The 15,975-nt window shown below is 66.7% G+C and carries 16 protein-coding genes; 12 read left to right on the plus strand and 4 right to left on the minus strand.

Going from position 1 to position 15,975, the window contains the following annotated elements:
* The 4 genes from IT540_RS14545 to IT540_RS14560 form a co-directional block, all read left to right on the plus strand.
* A partial coding sequence (locus IT540_RS14545; protein ID WP_291179314.1) for a vitamin B12-dependent ribonucleotide reductase occupies nt 1-3,444 on the plus strand: 3,444 nt, incomplete at its 5' end.
* Nucleotides 3,445-3,559: 115 nt separating this feature from the next.
* Nucleotides 3,560-3,820 carry a hypothetical protein gene (locus tag IT540_RS14550; RefSeq protein WP_291179315.1) on the plus strand — a complete coding sequence of 87 codons (261 nt, stop codon included), beginning with the start codon at nt 3,560-3,562 and terminating at the stop codon, nt 3,818-3,820.
* A gap of 222 nt (nt 3,821-4,042) precedes the next feature.
* Nucleotides 4,043-4,327 (plus strand): hypothetical protein, encoded by a 285-nt coding sequence (locus IT540_RS14555; RefSeq protein ID WP_291179316.1) that lies wholly within the window; start codon nt 4,043-4,045, stop codon nt 4,325-4,327.
* Between the two features lie 173 nt (nt 4,328-4,500).
* Nucleotides 4,501-5,112 carry a hypothetical protein gene (locus IT540_RS14560; RefSeq protein ID WP_291179318.1) on the plus strand — a complete coding sequence of 204 codons (612 nt, stop codon included), beginning with the start codon at nt 4,501-4,503 and terminating at the stop codon, nt 5,110-5,112.
* Between the two features lie 220 nt (nt 5,113-5,332).
* On the opposite strand, the gene IT540_RS14565 is transcribed toward IT540_RS14560, so the two are convergent.
* Entirely contained in the window at nt 5,333-6,499 is a 1,167-nt protein-coding gene (locus tag IT540_RS14565) for an RlpA-like double-psi beta-barrel domain-containing protein (RefSeq protein WP_291179320.1), read from the minus strand.
* Nucleotides 6,500-6,708: 209 nt separating this feature from the next.
* The gene (locus IT540_RS14570; RefSeq protein ID WP_291179323.1) at nt 6,709-7,470 is read right to left on the minus strand and encodes a molybdopterin-binding protein; all 762 of its coding nucleotides are present in this window, start codon (nt 7,468-7,470) and stop codon (nt 6,709-6,711) included.
* Nucleotides 7,471-7,550: 80 nt separating this feature from the next.
* On the opposite strand from IT540_RS14570, the gene sfsA reads away from it, so the two are divergent.
* The 3 genes from sfsA to IT540_RS14585 all read left to right on the plus strand — a co-directional run bounded on the left by sfsA (nt 7,551) and on the right by IT540_RS14585 (nt 9,532).
* A complete protein-coding gene (gene sfsA, locus IT540_RS14575) occupies nt 7,551-8,264 on the plus strand; it encodes a DNA/RNA nuclease SfsA (RefSeq protein WP_291179326.1) in 714 nt (237 codons plus the stop codon).
* A gap of 74 nt (nt 8,265-8,338) precedes the next feature.
* Nucleotides 8,339-8,830, plus strand: coding sequence for a peptide-methionine (R)-S-oxide reductase MsrB (gene msrB, locus IT540_RS14580; RefSeq protein ID WP_291179330.1), 492 nt, complete (start codon nt 8,339-8,341; stop codon nt 8,828-8,830).
* A gap of 126 nt (nt 8,831-8,956) precedes the next feature.
* Complete coding sequence (locus tag IT540_RS14585) at nt 8,957-9,532, plus strand: SH3 domain-containing protein (protein WP_291179333.1); 576 nt, start codon at nt 8,957-8,959, stop codon at nt 9,530-9,532.
* 76 nt (nt 9,533-9,608) lie between these two features.
* Here the strand turns inward: IT540_RS14585 and IT540_RS14590 are convergent, their stop codons facing one another.
* On the minus strand, nt 9,609-11,693 hold the full coding sequence (locus IT540_RS14590; RefSeq protein WP_291179336.1) for an elongation factor G: 2,085 nt from the start codon (nt 11,691-11,693) through the stop codon (nt 9,609-9,611).
* 487 nt (nt 11,694-12,180) lie between these two features.
* On the opposite strand from IT540_RS14590, the gene IT540_RS14595 reads away from it, so the two are divergent.
* The 3 genes from IT540_RS14595 to IT540_RS14605 all read left to right on the plus strand — a co-directional run bounded on the left by IT540_RS14595 (nt 12,181) and on the right by IT540_RS14605 (nt 13,766).
* Nucleotides 12,181-12,441, plus strand: coding sequence for a hypothetical protein (locus IT540_RS14595; RefSeq protein ID WP_291179339.1), 261 nt, complete (start codon nt 12,181-12,183; stop codon nt 12,439-12,441).
* A gap of 156 nt (nt 12,442-12,597) precedes the next feature.
* Nucleotides 12,598-13,038 (plus strand): cytochrome c, encoded by a 441-nt coding sequence (locus IT540_RS14600; protein WP_291179342.1) that lies wholly within the window; start codon nt 12,598-12,600, stop codon nt 13,036-13,038.
* The gene (locus IT540_RS14605) at nt 13,038-13,766 is read left to right on the plus strand and encodes a cytochrome b/b6 domain-containing protein (protein WP_291179345.1); all 729 of its coding nucleotides are present in this window, start codon (nt 13,038-13,040) and stop codon (nt 13,764-13,766) included. Before IT540_RS14600 ends, IT540_RS14605 begins: the two co-directional genes overlap by 1 nt.
* 34 nt (nt 13,767-13,800) lie before the next feature.
* Here IT540_RS14605 and IT540_RS14610 read toward each other — a convergent pair whose 3' ends face one another.
* Complete coding sequence (locus IT540_RS14610) at nt 13,801-15,009, minus strand: pyridoxal phosphate-dependent aminotransferase (RefSeq protein ID WP_291179348.1); 1,209 nt, start codon at nt 15,007-15,009, stop codon at nt 13,801-13,803.
* A 299-nt stretch (nt 15,010-15,308) separates the two neighbouring features.
* Here IT540_RS14610 and IT540_RS14615 point away from each other — a divergent pair, with 299 nt between their 5' ends.
* Together IT540_RS14615 and IT540_RS14620 are read left to right on the plus strand one after the other, a co-directional pair.
* Nucleotides 15,309-15,608 (plus strand): hypothetical protein, encoded by a 300-nt coding sequence (locus tag IT540_RS14615; RefSeq protein WP_291179351.1) that lies wholly within the window; start codon nt 15,309-15,311, stop codon nt 15,606-15,608.
* A 96-nt stretch (nt 15,609-15,704) separates the two neighbouring features.
* Nucleotides 15,705-15,950: a hypothetical protein gene (locus IT540_RS14620; RefSeq protein ID WP_291179354.1), complete on the plus strand. Its 246-nt coding sequence runs from the start codon at nt 15,705-15,707 to the stop codon at nt 15,948-15,950.
* Nucleotides 15,951-15,975: the final 25 nt, after the last annotated feature.

Here is a 15,975-nt window from a genome sequence, read left to right on the forward strand (position 1 = left end):
CAGGTCTTCGACCGCCTCGCCGGCACCTGGACCTACTGGGGCTGGAAGGGCGGCTACTTCACGACCGAGGACGACGCCCGCGCCTTCTACGACGAGCACCGTTACATGCTGGCCCGCCAGATGGGCGCGCCGAACTCGCCGCAGTGGTTCAACACCGGCCTCTTCTGGGCCTACGGCATCGACGGTCCGAGCCAGGGCCACTTCTATGTCGACCACGAGACCGGCAAGCTGACCGTCTCGGCCTCGTCCTACGAGCATCCGCAGCCGCACGCCTGCTTCATCCAATCGGTCGAGGACGATCTCGTCAACGAGAACGGCATCATGGACCTGTGGGTGCGCGAGGCGCGCCTGTTCAAGTACGGCTCCGGCACCGGCTCCAACTTCTCGAGCTTGCGCGGCGTGAACGAGAAGCTCTCCGGCGGCGGCCGCTCGTCGGGTCTCATGAGCTTCCTCAAGATCGGCGACCGCGCCGCCGGAGCCATCAAGTCGGGCGGCACCACGCGCCGCGCCGCCAAGATGGTCGTTGTCGATGTCGATCACCCGGACATCGAGGAGTACATCGGCTGGAAGGTGAAGGAGGAGCAGAAGGTTGCCGCCCTCGTCACCGGCTCGCGCATCTGCCAGAAGCGCCTCAAGGCCGTGATGAAGGCGTGCGTCAACTGCGACGCCGACGGAGACGCCTGTTTTGATCCGGCGAAGAACCCGGCCTTGAAGCGCGCCATAAAGGAGGCGCGCCGCGACGACGTGCCGTTGAACTACGTGCACCGCGTCATCCAGTTCGCGCGCCAGGGCTACAAGGACATTGCCTTCGACACCTACGACACCGACTGGGATAGCGAGGCTTATCTCACCGTCTCCGGGCAGAACTCGAACAACTCGGTCCGCGTCACCGACGAGTTCCTGAATGCGGTCGAGGAAGACAAGGTGTGGGCGCTGACCTCGCGCACCACCGACAAGACCGTGAAGACCGTGCGTGCCCGCGACCTATGGGAGCAGATCGGCCATGCCGCGTGGGCCTCGGCCGATCCCGGCATCCAGTTCCACACCACCATCAACGACTGGCACACCTGCCCGCAGTCGGGACCGATCCGCGCCTCGAACCCGTGCTCGGAGTACATGTTCCTCGACGACACGGCCTGCAACCTCGCTTCGCTGAACCTGCTGACCTTCCGCCGCGAGGACAGGAGCTTCGACACCGAGAGCTTCGCGCACGCCTGCCGGCTGTGGACCGTCGTGCTCGAGATCTCGGTCCTGATGGCGCAGTTCCCCTCGCGCCAGATCGCGGAGCTGAGCTACCGCTACCGCACGCTCGGCCTCGGCTTCGCCAACATCGGCGGTCTCTTGATGGCGTCGGGCATCCCCTACGACTCCGACAAGGGCCGCGCCATCTGCGGCGCCATCTCGGCGCAGATGACCGGCGTCGCCTATGCCACGTCTGCCGAGATGGCGGGCGAGCTCGGCCCGTTCCCGGGCTTCGAGCCGAACCGCGCCGACATGCTGCGCGTGATCCGCAACCACCGCCGCGCCGCCTACGGCCAGGCGGACGGCTACGAGCGGCTCTCCATCGCGCCCGTGCCGCTCGACACCGCGAGCTGCCCGGACCAGAACCTGGTCGCGGCCGCGCAGGCGGCCTGGGATCTCGCCATCGACCTCGGCCAGCGGTGGGGCTACCGCAACGCGCAGTCCACCGTCATCGCGCCGACCGGCACCATCGGCCTCGTCATGGACTGCGACACGACGGGCATCGAGCCTGACTTCGCGCTCGTAAAGTTCAAGAAGCTGGCCGGCGGCGGCTACTTCAAGATCATCAACCGCTCGGTGCCGGAGGCGTTGCGCGTGCTCGGCTACCGCGAAAGCGAGATCGCCGAGATCGAGGCATACGCCGTCGGCCACGGCTCGCTGGCCCAGGCGCCGGCCATCAACCACGCCTCGCTGATGGCGCGTGGCTTCACGCCGGAGGTGATCCAGAAGGTGGAGGCCGGCCTCGGCACGGCCTTCGACATCAAGTTCGTGGTCAACCGCTGGACGCTCGGCGACGAGTTCCTGACCGGCAAGCTCGGCATCCCGGCCGCCAAGCTGGACGAGCCCGGCTTCGACCTGCTCACACACCTCGGCTTCTCGCGGAAGGACATCGAGGCCGCCAACGAGCACGTCTGCGGCGCCATGACCCTCGAGGGCGCGCCGTTCATCAAGCCCGAGCACCTTCCCGTGTTCGATTGCGCGAGCCCCTGCGGCCGCAAGGGCAAGCGCTACCTGTCGGTCGAAAGTCACATCCACATGATGGCGGCGTCGCAACCGTTCATCTCGGGGGCCATCTCGAAGACCATCAACATGCCGAACGAGGCCACCGTCGACGACTGCAAGCAGAGCTACATGCTCTCCTGGCGGCTCGCCCTCAAGGCCAACGCGCTCTACCGCGACGGCTCCAAGCTCTCGCAGCCGCTGAACGCCCAGGTGCTCGGCGACGATGTCGACGAGCAGGACGAGGTGGCCGAGCAGATCACGGCTGACAAGCCGGCGGTCGACCGCATCCTCCTCACCGCGGAGCGGCTCGCCAAGCGCGTGACGGAGCTTGAGCGCGAGCTCCAGACGCGCTCCCGCAGCGAGCGCGAAAAGATGCCCGGGCGGCGCAAGGGCTACACGCAGAAGGCCTCCGTCGGCGGCCACAAGGTGTACCTGCGCACCGGCGAGTACGACGACGGCACGCTGGGCGAGATCTTCATCGACATGCACAAGGAAGGCGCCGCCTTCCGCTCATTGATGAACAACTTCGCCATCGCCATCTCGCTCGGCCTGCAGTACGGCGTGCCGCTCGAGGAGTACGTGGAAGCGTTCACCTTCACGCGCTTCGAGCCGGCGGGCCTCGTGCAGGGCAACGAGACCATCAAGAACGCGACCTCGATCCTCGACTACATCTTCCGCGAGCTTGCGGTCTCCTATCTTGGCCGCAATGACCTCGCGCATGTCGATCCGCGCGAGATCGTGGGCGAGACCGGCCTCGGCTCCTCCGACGCCGAGACCGACGAGCAGCTCGACCTCGACCTGCCGGAGAGCGTGACCAAGGTGGTGTCGAAGGGCTTCATGCGCGGCAACCTGCGCCTCGCCGCGGGCGGCCGCGCCCATCACGCGGAGAGCGATCCTTCGCTCAGCCTGTCGGCCCTGCAGAGCGACCTGGCCTCCTATCCGATGACCGAGGGCGCAACCGCGCTCTACGCCAGCGAGGGGGCGACCGCGCTCAAGGCCGACACCGAGGTGATGTTCCGGCGGACGACGGTATCGGAAACGCAGGTCGTGAAATCACGCTCCTCGAACGATCGCGTCGCGGAGGCGCGGCTGCGCGGCTACGAGGGCGTGGCGTGCTCGGAATGTCAGAACTTCACCATGGTCCGAAACGGCACCTGCCTCAAATGCGACACCTGCGGCTCGACCAGCGGCTGCAGCTGAGACAAAAGGGCGGGGCCGCAAGGTCCCGCCCTTTTTGTCCCTGGGACGAGATGTGCTCCTGCGTACCGGTTCGCGTTCGATGAACATCACCTCACGCTGACAGCCGGAGCCCGCGATGTCTCTCTCTTCGTCGACGTGCACAAACCCCTTCGAGCTTCTGGAGCTGCCGGACGGACGCTGGTGCGTCGCGCGGCCGGCGCTCGCCGCGGCGGCCCGTCTCATCGCCGGATCGTTCGCCCCGCTCGCGCCCAACCCGACGGGCGAACCCACACCGGTCGGCGTCTACGCCTCGCGCGAGGAGGCCGAGCTGGCCATCCAGCGCGCCGATCCCGCACCACGCGATCCCCTCGCCCAGTTCGCAGACTGGCTCAGGTAGGAACGCGCCACCATGATTTCCTTCTCCCCATAAGAACGGGGAGAGCGAACATCCGGCCTGTGGTTCGGCCGCCGCGCCAGCCGAGACACGCGGCTCGAAAAGGCGCAATATGCAGCGTATCGTGAGACGAGCCGTTTCCGGGGGAGAAGCAAGCGCAAGGCACCAGCCATGTCGCACTATATTCCGAGGCTCGCACGTATCAGCACAGGCCGGGGCGCGGCAGTGAAACCCCGCCACACACACGCAGGCGGACACGCAAGTCTGACCGCCGTCAACGTCGACCGGCTCACCCGCCTCATGCCGCAGATCCGCCGCCGGCTGGCTGTCAGGCGCGATTTCTCCGACGCCGCGCTCCTGGCGAGCCTCATCGCCATCGCGCGCCACCCGTCGCACCAGGAGCGCTGGCACGCCGCTGAAGCTTCCACGCTCGGCCGGCACCTCGCCGCCACCGGAGGCGATCTGCACCGCGCCCTGGTCACGCTGCTGTCGCTGTTGCCGCAGCCCTGATTTTTCCCTGCCCGGCAACGCGTTTCCGACAGGAATCGCAAGCCCGGCCGCGACGGCGGTACCCCGAATCAGTCCAATATCGGCACCAACCGAAGTCCTCTGGTTCACTGACTGAGCGGGCGAAGCACTCTCAACGGCTCACCGCTCAATCGCGAAGCACTAGGGAGCCATCCATGTCTTCCGCCGGGCCCGCGGCCCCTGCCATCGTCTATCTGCTGGCCGATCATCTCGACGCCGCCCTCGCCGCGGGCGAGGATCTGTTGAAGTCCACGCTGCGCTGGAACGCAGGCGATTCACGCGCCACCGACGGCCTGACCGAGCAGCGCCACGCCGAGCGCGCCGCCATCGACGCCGCGCGCACGCTCGAGATGGTGCTGCTGGCCCGCGTTTTGAAATCGCGCGAGAGCGCGCACGAGCTGGCCAAGATCGAGAGCCAGTTCAAGCTGATCACGCGCCTTTATACGAGCGGCACGGAGATCGTCGCCGACGCCGCGGCCGAACTCACCGATGAGACGTCCTACGCCTTCGATGTCGGCGACGGCATCACCGCCTACCTGCGCTCGCGCGGCCTCATCGCCGAGGACGATCCGGCGCCGCTCGAGGCGGCGAGCCTGACGGTGACCGAGCAGTTCCTCGTCGCCGGCAAGATGCAGCTCGGGCCTCTGCTCGACCTGATCGCGATGTTCCTCGACACCCTCGAGAACCACTACGAGCTCTACGACCAGCCGCAGCGCAACGGCGGCACCGCCGTCCTCCGCACGCCGACGAGCGGAGCAACGGTCTAGAGCATTTTCCGATCTACGGACGCAGCGAGCATCTCGTGCATCGCAGTCCCTCCCCCATCATGCCAAAGGCCTGTCTGCGACATGAAGTGGGGGAGCTTAGGAGGGGGATGGCTCCCGCGCAACGCTAGCTCATTGGGCTTCACCCCTCCCCACAAGGGGGAGGGGAACCGCGAGTTTGTACGCTCGGAAAGGCTCTAGCCGCTTCCGCGCGTCGCCGGGATCAGCCGTCGTTCGCGTCGCGCTGACGCGCGAGGCTCGAGTAAGCCGGCCGGCGCCGCTTGGGCTCTTGCGCCGCAAGGCGATCGACGCCCGCATAGACGTGCCGCGAGAACATCGACATGTCGTTGGTGCCATCCATCGTAACGAGGCGCTTGGCTTGCGGCGCGCGAACCTCGGCCACCGCCACCGGCTTGCTGCGGACCTGCTCCTCGCGCTTCTTCTTCTGGCGCGCCGCCACGCGGTAGGACCGCGAGTTGCGCGACGCCGTGCGCTCGGCGTGGCTCCGCTGCCGGACCACCGGCTTGGCCTCATCGAGCGCCGCCGTCTTCACGACCCGCGGCGCATCAAGCACAGACTCGGGCCCCTCGGCCATGGCAACGAAACCGGCGATCTTGACCGGCGGGATAACCGGCGACGCCGCTACCGACGAAACCGGCTCCACCGGAGCGTCCTGCGCCGCCGCCAGCACCGTCGGGGCCACCACGGAGGCTCCGCTCTGCGTTCCGGTCACACCGGCGACCTGGGTCGGATTGCCCGCGCCCAGCGCCACCGTGGTCGGGAACGGAGAGGAAAGCCCCGCCACCACGTAGGCAGTCGCGGCCCCGGTTTGCGCCTCGTCGAGGCTTGCAAACTGGCCGATGTGGCCTGGCACCGGATCATAGACGCGGCGCTTCTTGTAGGTTGCCTCGGCAACGGTGGGCGCATCGATCACGCGCACCTGGAGCTTGGCGACGCCCCGGCTCGCGAACCCGAGCACCTCCGCTGCCTTGCGGGAGACGTCGAGCTTGCGGTTCCCCCAGTAGGGTCCGGCGTTGTTCACGCGCAGCACGAGCGAGACCCCGGTGTCGGGCGAGCGCACGAGCAGCGTCGTGCCGTCGGGGTAGATGGGGCTCGCGGCATTGTCCGGCGCCTCGGAGTCGAACACGGCGCCCGACGAGGTAAGCCCGCACGGGTTGTATCGGTCACGCTTGCAGGAGTCGTAGTGCGAGGCATGGACGGTCTCGTCCTTGCCGATCAGCGCCTCCGTCTCGGCGATCGTCTTCACGCGATGGCACTTGCCGTAGAAGCAGTAAGTCTTGCCGGGCGTCTTGGCCTCCGCCTGGCCACCGCCCATCCCAGACGCGAGCAGCAGCGCGCCGAGTGCGGGTGCAAGCGGCGTCAGTGCCACCCGGCTTATCCCACGGACGCCCAAAGCCACACGCCTGCTCGAAGGGGTTCTCATCGATCAGCTCCATTTCTTGTTTTGACTGGGATTGGCCGTGCGGCTTCCCCCGCCGTTAACGCTTGGCGGCGGTAGTGAGCATCTGCAACGATGGCGAGCGAGCGGCGACGTTGCCGCATGGTTAACGGCGGACACCGTTCAAAATGGTGCTTCCGTCAGATGAATTCTCGTTCTGCGAGCAGGGTCAGGAGACCTGCACGCGCCTCTTCGAGGAGGTCCGCATTGGCGCTGCGGAGCACAAGCTCGGTCCGATAATTGCCGTCCGCAAAAGAGGGATAGCTCCCCATGGCAATGTCGGGATAGGCCGCCTGATGGGCCGCGAAAAGGTCGGCGATCTCGCCCTCGGGCCGCGCGACAACGATCGAAACGCTGTTTATTTTCGGCCCGGTCCTGAGTTGGTTTGTCACAGCAACCAACATAGAACACATGATGTCGGGTACGCCCGCCATGACGATCACGTTGTCGATTTTGAACCCCGGAGCAGCCGAGACGCTGTTGGCGATCAGCTCCGCGCCCGCCGGGATTCGCGCCATGCGCAGCCGTGCCGGCGTTAGCTCGATGCCGCGCGCCGCGAACACGGGCGCCATCAGCGCCACCGCGCGCGGATCGATGTCGACGGCGACGCCGAACGCGGCCCCGATCGCATCCGCCGTGATGTCGTCGTGCGTCGGGCCGATGCCGCCCGTCGTGAAGACATAGGTGTAGCGCGCCCGCAGCGCGTTGACCGCCGCGACGATGTCGTCCCTGTCGTCGCCGACGACGCGCACCTCGCGAAGCGCGATACCGATCGCGGTCAGATGTTCGGCGATGGCGCCGACGTTGCGGTCCTTGGTCCGCCCCGAGAGGATCTCGTCGCCGATGACGAGCACCGCGGCCGTGATGATCTCGTCCTGGGGCACGTGCGCTCCCTGATCCATGACGCTTCTCTTTATATAGCCGCGGCCACCCGGGTTTACCCGTTGCGCAACGCCCCCGGCACCCCTAATGCTCGCCGGCCATGAAATTCCCGACCCCACTCGTCCGCGGCCGTCTTATCAAGCGCTACAAGCGGTTCCTTGCCGACGTCAGCCTCGACACCGGCGAGCTGGTCACCGCAACCTGCCCCAATACCGGCTCCATGCTGGGCTTGGCCGTACCCGGCGCCGTGGTCTGGCTTTCGGTCAGCGCCAGCCCGACGCGCAAGTATCCCCACACGTGGGAGCTGGTCGAGGCCAACCTTGGTCGCGGCCCGGTTCTGGTCGGCATCAACACCAGCCACCCAAACCGCCTCGTCTCCGAAGCCATTACGGCCGGGCTGATCCCCGAGCTTTCGGGCTACGCGACCCTCCGGCGCGAGGTGAAATACGGCCTGTCGAGCCGCATCGACATCCTGCTCGAGGACCCGCAGAAGGGGCTGGCCTACGTCGAGGTCAAGAACGTGCACCTCTCGCGGCAGGCGGGCCGCGCCGAGTTCCCGGACTCGGTGACCGCCCGCGGCGTCAAGCACCTGGTCGAGCTCAGCGCTATGGCCGCCGCGGGCCATCGCGCCGTCATGCTCTATCTGATCCAGCGCGACGACGCGGAGCACTTCGCGCTGGCCGGCGATATCGACCCCCGCTATGCGGAAGCCTTCGCCGCGGCACGCGACGCGGGCGTGGAAGCCATCGCCTACGCCTGCCGTCTCACGCCCCAGGAGATCGCGATCGCACGCGCCGTTCCGCTTGAGGTCTGACAAGGCGCCGAAACTCGCGCGGCCGCCGCGCGTAGAGAAGCAAGCGACCCAATGAGACGCGCGAGGACCACCCCATGCTGAACCGCAGAAACCTCACCCTTGCAGGATTGGCCCTCGCGCTGGCCCCGGCCGCGCTGCGCCGCAGCCGCGCCAATCCCGCCGGCCAGAAATTCGAGATCACGAAGACCGACGCCCAATGGAGAAGCGAGCTTACCCCCGCGCAGTATGACGTCCTGAGGAAGCACGGCACCGAGCGCCCCGGCTCGAGCCCGCTCGACAAGACGTACGCGCCGGGCGAGTACCGCTGCGCCGGTTGCGGCCTGCCGCTCTTCTCGTCGGAGACGAAGTATGACTCGCGCACCGGCTGGCCAAGCTTCTACGCGCCGCTCGACAACGCCGTCGGCTCGTCGACCGATTACGAGCTCATCTACCCGCGCACCGAGATCCACTGTCGCCGCTGCGGCGGACACCTCGGGCACGTCTTCGACGACGGCCCGCCGCCGACGGGCAAACGCTACTGCATGAACGGGATCGCCCTCACCTTCATCCCGAAGCCCGCGCCGTGACGATCGGCAGTGCACACCCGTTCACCCGTCACCGTCTCCGGCGTGCCACCGCGCCGGAGACGCGCCTTATTGAGGCCCATGTTGGGTGACTGGGTGCGCCCACACGCCGAACCGAGGAATAGACGAATGAGAAGACTGACGCTGATAGGCGCCATCGTGGGCGTCGTATTCAGTGGGGTGGCCGCAGCGCACGCCGCGCCCGGCTACTCCACCGCCAACGTGAACATGAGGGCCGGCCCGGATACGGACTTCCCGCGCGTGGACCTCATCCCTGAAGGCGAGCCCGTCGACATCAGGGGATGCCTCGCCGACGAGTCCTGGTGCGACGTGGTCTGGGGCGGCAGCCGGGGCTGGGTGATCAGCGAGTATCTGGTCTTCGACTACCGCGGCCGCTACATGCCGCTGCCCGACATCGGCCTCGCCGCCATCCGCCTGCCCGTGATCCGTTTCGCGGCCAACGACTACTGGGGACGGCACTACGTCGGGCGTCCCTGGTACAACGACCGCAACCGCTGGTATGCATTCAAGCCGCGCCCGCGTCCGGGTTGGCGCGCACCGCCTCCTGGCGCCCGCAACCCGGGCTGGTGGCGCTCAGGGTACAAGCCCTATGCCGGCATGCGGCCGCCGCCGGACCGCTGGGAGCGTCGGCAAGATCGCCGTCACGACCGTCGAGATGACCGACGCGACGACCGCCGCCGCTAGGGTATTCGCTCGGAGCGCAACCCAGTGACTGGAGTTCGAGAGCGGCGCAAGGTGCACCTTGCGCCGCTCTACGTTTCTACTCCGCCGCCTCACCGTGACTGACGAGCACCTGATCGGCGAGCCGTCCGGTCAGCTCAGCAAGATGATCGAAGCGCGCCGTGTAGGTGCCGACGCCGGCTGTGGCCGAGCGCAGCTCCACGATCAAGTCCTCGATCTCCGCTTCCGGGATATGCGCCGACACCACGTCCCAGCCGGGCCAGCCCTCGCGCCCGTCGAAGCCGAGGATCTGCCCGCGCCGCTGCGAGATCATGCCGTTGACACGCGCTGTCGCCTCCGACGGCACGGAGATGTCGACCGCCATCACGGGCTCGAGCAGCACCGGCTGGCACTTGGGCAGCCCCTCGCTCATGGCGAGGCGCCCGGCCTGCCGGAACGCCATGTCCGAGCTGTCGACCGTGTGGTACGAGCCGTCCGTCAGCGTCACGGCAATATCGACCACGGGGAAGCCGAGCGGACCGTGCTTCATGTAGTCGACGACACCAATCTCCACCGACGGGATGAACTGCCTCGGCACCACGCCGCCCGTGATCTTCTCGTTGAAGGCAAATCCCGCGCCGCGCGGCTGCGGTGCGATGGAGAGCACCACGTCGCCGAACTGTCCGTGCCCGCCCGACTGCTTCTTGTGACGGCCTCGGATCTCCGTCGACTTGCGGATGGTCTCCTTGTAGGGCACTTGCCGCTTCTGCCGCTCGACCACGACGCCGTACTTGCGCGAGAGCCGCTCGAACGCCACCCGGAGGTGCATCTCTCCCTGCCCCTTGAGCAGCACCTGGTGCGTCTCCGCATTGTGCTCGATCGCGAGCGAGGGGTCCTCCTCGATCAGCTTGGCGAGCGCCGAGGACAGCTTCACCTCGTCCTTGCGGTCCTTGAGGCCGATGCCGAAGCCAAGCACCGGCGCGGGCGGCGTGGGCCGCGCGATCTGCACGATCCCGGACTTCTCGGTTGTGATCGTATCGCCCGTGCGCACGCCATCGAGACGCCCGAGCGCCACCGTATCTCCCGCACGCGCCACTGGACGCTTCTGCGTCTCCTCGCCCTTGAGCGAGAAAAGACCCGCAACGCGCTCCTCAATGGCCTCGCCGCCGGTCACGCTCGCGCCGTCCGCGAGATCGCCGGTCAGCACGCGCGCGATGGAGAGCTTGCCGCCATGCCCCGTGAAGACGGTCTTGAAGACATAGGCCGCGCTCTTCGCGTTCTCGACCTTGAGGCGCTTGGCGGTCGAGGAGACGAACGGCACCTCGTGGCGGATCGCCTTCAGGAGACGCAGGATGCCGTTGCCGTTCTGCGCGCTGCCGAGCAGCACCGGGCAGATGAGCCCATCCTCGAACTCGCGCGAGAGATCGGCGAACACCAGCTCCTTCTCGGGCGCGAGATCGGAAAGCAGCTTCTCCATCAGCGCGTCGTCGTAATCCGCGAGCTGCTCCAGCATGTGGAAGCGCGCTTCCTTCTCGCGCTCGATGTCGGCTGCCTGGATCTCGATCATCTCGGACGGCGCGTTCTTGCGGAACAGGAACGCACGCTCCAGCGCCAGGTCGATGAACCCCGTGGCGACGCCGTTCTCCCAAATCGGGATCTGGCGCAGTACGAGCGGCTTGGTGGAGGACGGCTGCAGCGCCGGCACGATCTCGTGGATCGGCGTCTCGCAGGCGTCGATCTTGTTCAGGAACAGAAGATGGGGGATGCCGCGGTCCTCGAGCTGCTTGAGGATCACCTGCAGCGCGGGCACGCGTTTGGCGTCGGGCTCGGACACGACGACGGCCGCGTCGCACGCGGTCAGCGCCTCCGCGCCCTCATGCTGGAACTCGATCGACCCGGGGCAGTCGATGAAGGTGAACGTGTCGCCGAGGAAGCTCACGTCGGCAACGTTGAGCTGTACGCTCATGCCGTGGTCGCGCGCCTCCGGAGAGGCATCTCCGACGCTCGATCGATCGGCGACCGAGCCGGCACGGGCGATGGCGCCGGTGCGTGCGAGAATGGCTTCGAAGAGCGATGTCTTGCCCGAAAGGAACGGGCCGATCAGTGCGATGCAGCGGGTGCTGCGGCCCGAAGTCTGCCCGGAGCCGGCACCCGTGGTGCCTCTCGGGCCGTCGGATTGCCCCATGGTATCCTCCTTCCCGCTTCCCGGATCTGTGTGACCGGGTTGAGCGTTACGAGGCGCAGTGGGATGCGCACGTCGCACACCCCCCGCGCCTCTTGAAGGAGCGCGACGGCATGATCGTCGCGCCGCGCCAGCAAAGACGCAAGAGCCTTCCTGCTTAATCTTGCACTAATCATTGGCGCTCAGCCTTGAAGCCCCGAGTCTTGCAGACCCGACGGCGGGCCATGTTGCAAGCTGCTGCGACGCAACAAATATTCGCAGGTGCGGAACCATGTTTCGTGAAGATTGTTTCCAAAAATTACTTGAAGAAAGTCGGTTCTGGCCGCATCATGAAAGTGTCAGCGGAACGGCGTAATTGTCGTCCTGACGACATGTTCGACGGCACACGGCAACGAGAAACGGCCCGGGAGAGGCAAGGCTAGGCGAAGAGGATCGGGTACGGAACCAAACGACCCGAAAGGCGCTTACGCTTGAAAAGGACGTGCCTCAAATGAGTACTGAGACGCTCAACAAGTCCCTCGTCAAAGCGGCTGACGCCGCGGGCTATGCTATGGCCTCGCGCGAGGAGGATCTGACCGAGTGGACATTGCTCCAGCCGGAAGTCGCCCTGCGCAACGGGCACGTGGAGGCGGCTACGCCGGCGCGGCGCATGTCGCTTCCGTTCGCCCGCTTCGAGCACTGGATCGCACACATGCTCTCGCTTTCGGACATCCGCGTGCACACCCCCCGTGCGCTGCTGCCCAGCCGCTGAGAGCCATCGCAATCCAGCACGACGACGGGCCGCTATCGCGGCCCGTTTTGTTTGCGCAGCGCGCAATCCCTGACGTACGTTATCCGGCGGACGTTGACTCCCTTTGAGCCCGGTGCAAGCCTCGACCGCAGAGCGTTGACTGCGGAGGGTTTGTGCATGCGCCGGGTTCTGTTTGCGGTTGTCGTGTTCGCGGCCGGCGTCACGGCCGGTGCCGCTCAGAATGTCTCCGTCATCAAGGAGCGTAAGGATCACCTCAAGCAGATGGGCGATGCCGTGAAGCCCGTCGCCGCCATGTTCAAGGGCGAGGCGGATTTCGAGCTTGGCAAGGTGCAGTCGGCGCTCAAGATCATGCAGGAGAAGGCGGAGATCCTGCCGGGCCTGTTCCCCGAGGACTCGAAGACAGGCGGCGACACGGAAGCCCTGCCCGTGATCTGGGAGGAGAAGGCCGACGTCGAAGCGCGCTTCAAAAAGCTCGGCGAGTCCGCAAAGGCGGCCGAGGCCGCCATTACCGACGAGGACACGTTCTTAGGCACCTGGAAGGGCGTGGCCGGCAACTGCAGCGGCTGCCACAAGAAATTCCGCAAGCCGAAGTCCTGATGTCGGTGACGCCGCACGCCACGCCGACCGTGCGCGCCTGGGACCTGCCGACGCGGCTGTTTCACTGGACGCTTGTGCTGCTGATCGTCTCGGCATGGGTGAGCTATGAGTTCGCCGAGGACCTGGGTGACGACACGCTGATCTGGCACCGCGCCAACGGGCTCGCCATCCTGACCCTGATCGTCTGGCGCCTGTTGTGGGGTATCTGGGGCTCGTCGACGGCGCGCTTTTCCGGTTTCGTGCGCGGCCCCGCGGCGATCCTCGCCTACGCCCGCCGCCTCGTCGGCCACGGCGCGGCGCGCTACCTCGGCCACAACCCGCTCGGCGCGCTGATGGTATTGGCCCTGCTGGCGACGCTCGCCATCCAGGGCGGCTTCGGCCTCTTCGCCACCGACGACAACGACCTCGTCGGCGGCCCGCTCTACCGCCTCGTCGACGAGGCTCAGAACGTGCGCGCCGCACGTATGCACGGTTTCGTCTTCAACTTCGTGCTGGTGCCGCTCGCGCTGCTGCACATCACGGTCAACCTCCTCTACACGCTGGTGAAGAAGGAGCCGCTGATCCAGGCCATGCTCACCGGCAGGAAGCCGGCCGAGCCCTACGCCGACGCCTCCGAGGCGACAATCGCCGCGCACCCACTCCTGCGCGCGCTCGTCTGCCTCGTCGCGGCGGCGACGATCGTACTCGGCGGTATCCTCGCCTTGGGCGGCCGGTTGGCGCTGTACTGAGTTCGTCCTCCCCTGGAGGAGGGAGGACGAAAGGCTACTTCAAATTCCCGCAAAAGCGCTGGATGCGCGTGCAGGCTTCCGTCAGCGCTTCCGTCGAGGTCGCATAGGAGATGCGGAACGCAGGCGAACCCTCGAAGGCCGCGCCGTGCACCACCGCCACGCCCTCGTCCTCGAGCAGCGCGGTCACGAAGTCCTCGTCGTTCTTGATCGTGACGCCTTTGGGCGTCGTCTTGCCGATCGCACCCGCGCAGCTCGGATAGACGTAGAACGCGCCCTCCGGCTTCGGGCACGTGAGCCCCTTGGCCTGGTTCAGCATGCCGACCACGAGGTCGCGCCGCTGCACGAACACCGCGTTGTTCTGCTGGATGAAGTCCTGCGGACCGTTGAGCGCCTCGACGCCGGCCCACTGCGTGATCGAGGTCGGGTTCGAGGTGGACTGCGACTGCAGCTTGCGCATGGCGTTGATGAGCGGCTCCGGGCCCGCCGCGTAGCCGAGCCGCCAGCCCGTCATGCAGTAGGCTTTCGAGAGCCCGTTCATGGTCAGCGTGCGATCGTAGAGCCCGGGCTCGACCTGCGCCGGCGTGTAGAACTTGTGCCCGTCGTAGATCAAATGCTCGTACATGTCGTCGGTCAGCACCCAGACATGCTGGTTCTTGGGCTGCATCAGCACGTCGGTCAGCGCCTTGAGGTCCGCGTGCGAGTAGGCCGCGCCCGTCGGGTTCGACGGCGAGTTTAGGATCAGCCACTTGGTCTCAGGCGTGATCGCGCGATCGAGCACGTCGCCTTTGAGGCGATAGCCGTCCTCGAGCTTCGTCTCGGCAAACACCGGCTTGCCGCCGCCGAGCAGCACGATGTCGGCGTACGATACCCAGCACGGCGCCGGGATCACGACCTCGTCGCCCGGATTGAGCGTCGCGAGCAGCGCGTTGTAGAGCACCTGCTTGCCACCGGTGCCGACCGACACCTGCGCCGGCTTGTAGTCGAGATCGTTGTCGCGCTTGAACTTGGCGACGATTGCCGCCTTGAGCTCCGGGATGCCGTCGACGTCGGTGTATTTCGTCTTGCCGTCCTTGAGCGCCTTGATCGCCGCCAGCTTGATATGCTCCGGCGTGTCGAAATCCGGCTCGCCCGCCGAGAGCGAGATGATGTCCCGGCCCTGCGCCTTGAGCTGGCGCGCCTTCATGGACACGGCGATGGTCGCGGACGGTTGGATGCGGTTCAGGCTGTCGGCAAAAAAGCCCATGAGCGAAATCTTTCTCGGTTGGACGGAGGCACGCGTGCTCCCTGCGAGCGGCGCGGACGCTACGCTGCGCGTGGCGGAAGTTCAATATGGCGCCCGCCTTTCCAAGCCCAAAGCATGGCCGGCGGCGGCCAGCCACGCATCGCGTGTCGCAATGGGCACAAAGGCAACATTAAATTTCCCGTTCTAAGGAATAGCTTGCGATCGCCACAATCCGAGCAAACCCGCGCCACAGCGGCGGGCTGTCATCCTCACCGGATCACGCTGAAGCTCGAATCGTTGGAAAGGAGGGCCCCGTCGCTATGCTGCGTAAGGTAGAATCTCCCCATTTCCGCAAGCATTTGCCTGATCTCCTGGCCGGGCTTGCGGTCTTCGCGCTCCTGATCGGCTTGGCCGGCTGGCACCTCGGCATCGCGGCCTCCGACGCATCGGTCGGAGCCACCATGGACCGGAACGCCTCGGTGGTGCTGCTCGGCGTCGCTTTCGCGGCCATGGTCGTGTTCAACGTGGCGTTCGTCCGCCACCTCCGCAGGGCCTACGCGGCGCCGCGCAAGGCCGCCATCGCGCCAGCCGCGCGATCCGACCGAGGCCGGCAGGCGTAGACTCCGACAAGCCTGGGTTGTCAACCAACCCCCAGATTCCACTGGGCCCGGGCTCGCCCCTGAACCACGACCGCGCTATAAGCGTTACAGGACACCGTGATTGAGAGTTCGCCAAAGGGCTGCATCATGACGCTCCGCCGCTTCGCTCTGCTCCCCACGCCTATGACCCGCGCCGGCGCAGGTCTCGCCCTGCTTGGCCTCATGGGCGCTGCCATCGCCACGGCCAACCCCGAGGCGGTCGTCGCCGGGCGCTTCACGGCAGCCCTCCAGAAATCCCCCGCGCAGACGGTGGCGGCGGACCACACCACGAACCGCACCCTGGTCTCGGGCAGCGAAGCCTAATGGCTGGACAAGCGGCGCCACGAGA

It is taken from the genome of Hyphomicrobium sp., assembly GCF_020852195.1.
In the GTDB taxonomy this organism is placed as follows: domain Bacteria; phylum Pseudomonadota; class Alphaproteobacteria; order Rhizobiales; family Hyphomicrobiaceae; genus Hyphomicrobium_C.